This window comes from Acetobacter fabarum (assembly GCF_040702925.2).
In the GTDB taxonomy this organism is placed as follows: Bacteria; Pseudomonadota; Alphaproteobacteria; order Acetobacterales; family Acetobacteraceae; genus Acetobacter; species Acetobacter fabarum_B.
In genome coordinates this window covers 1-246 of sequence record NZ_JBFCXX020000112.1, presented here as the reverse complement: position 1 = coordinate 246, position 246 = coordinate 1, and the positions used below count along the sequence as shown (strand labels likewise).

Annotated in this window: 1 protein-coding gene; it reads right to left on the bottom strand. The window is 63.8% G+C overall.

All coding sequences use genetic code 11. From position 1 onward, the window contains the following. On the bottom strand, positions 1–229 hold a 229-nt coding region (locus AB2L51_RS15320), incomplete at its 3' end, for a DUF4892 domain-containing protein (protein WP_400922724.1). Positions 230–246 lie beyond the last annotated feature (17 nt).

Genomic DNA, 246 nt, shown 5'->3' with positions numbered 1-246 from the left:
AGAACAGCAGCTCGGCGCCCTGTTTCTGCAGCGCTTCGCGGGCAGCGGTAAAGGCCTGTGTGGCGGAATGCTCGGGCGGCAGCTCGTAGGTCACCGAGGTGGCGTTGCCCCGGGCATCGATTTGTCCGTCGAAACGCAACTGGCCGCTGATCTTGCGGATCGAACCCATGGGGTAGATCCGCTCCAGGTCGCTGGTTTGCCGATAGTCGACGATTTGCGCGTCGGGCATGCGTGGCACACGCTCCA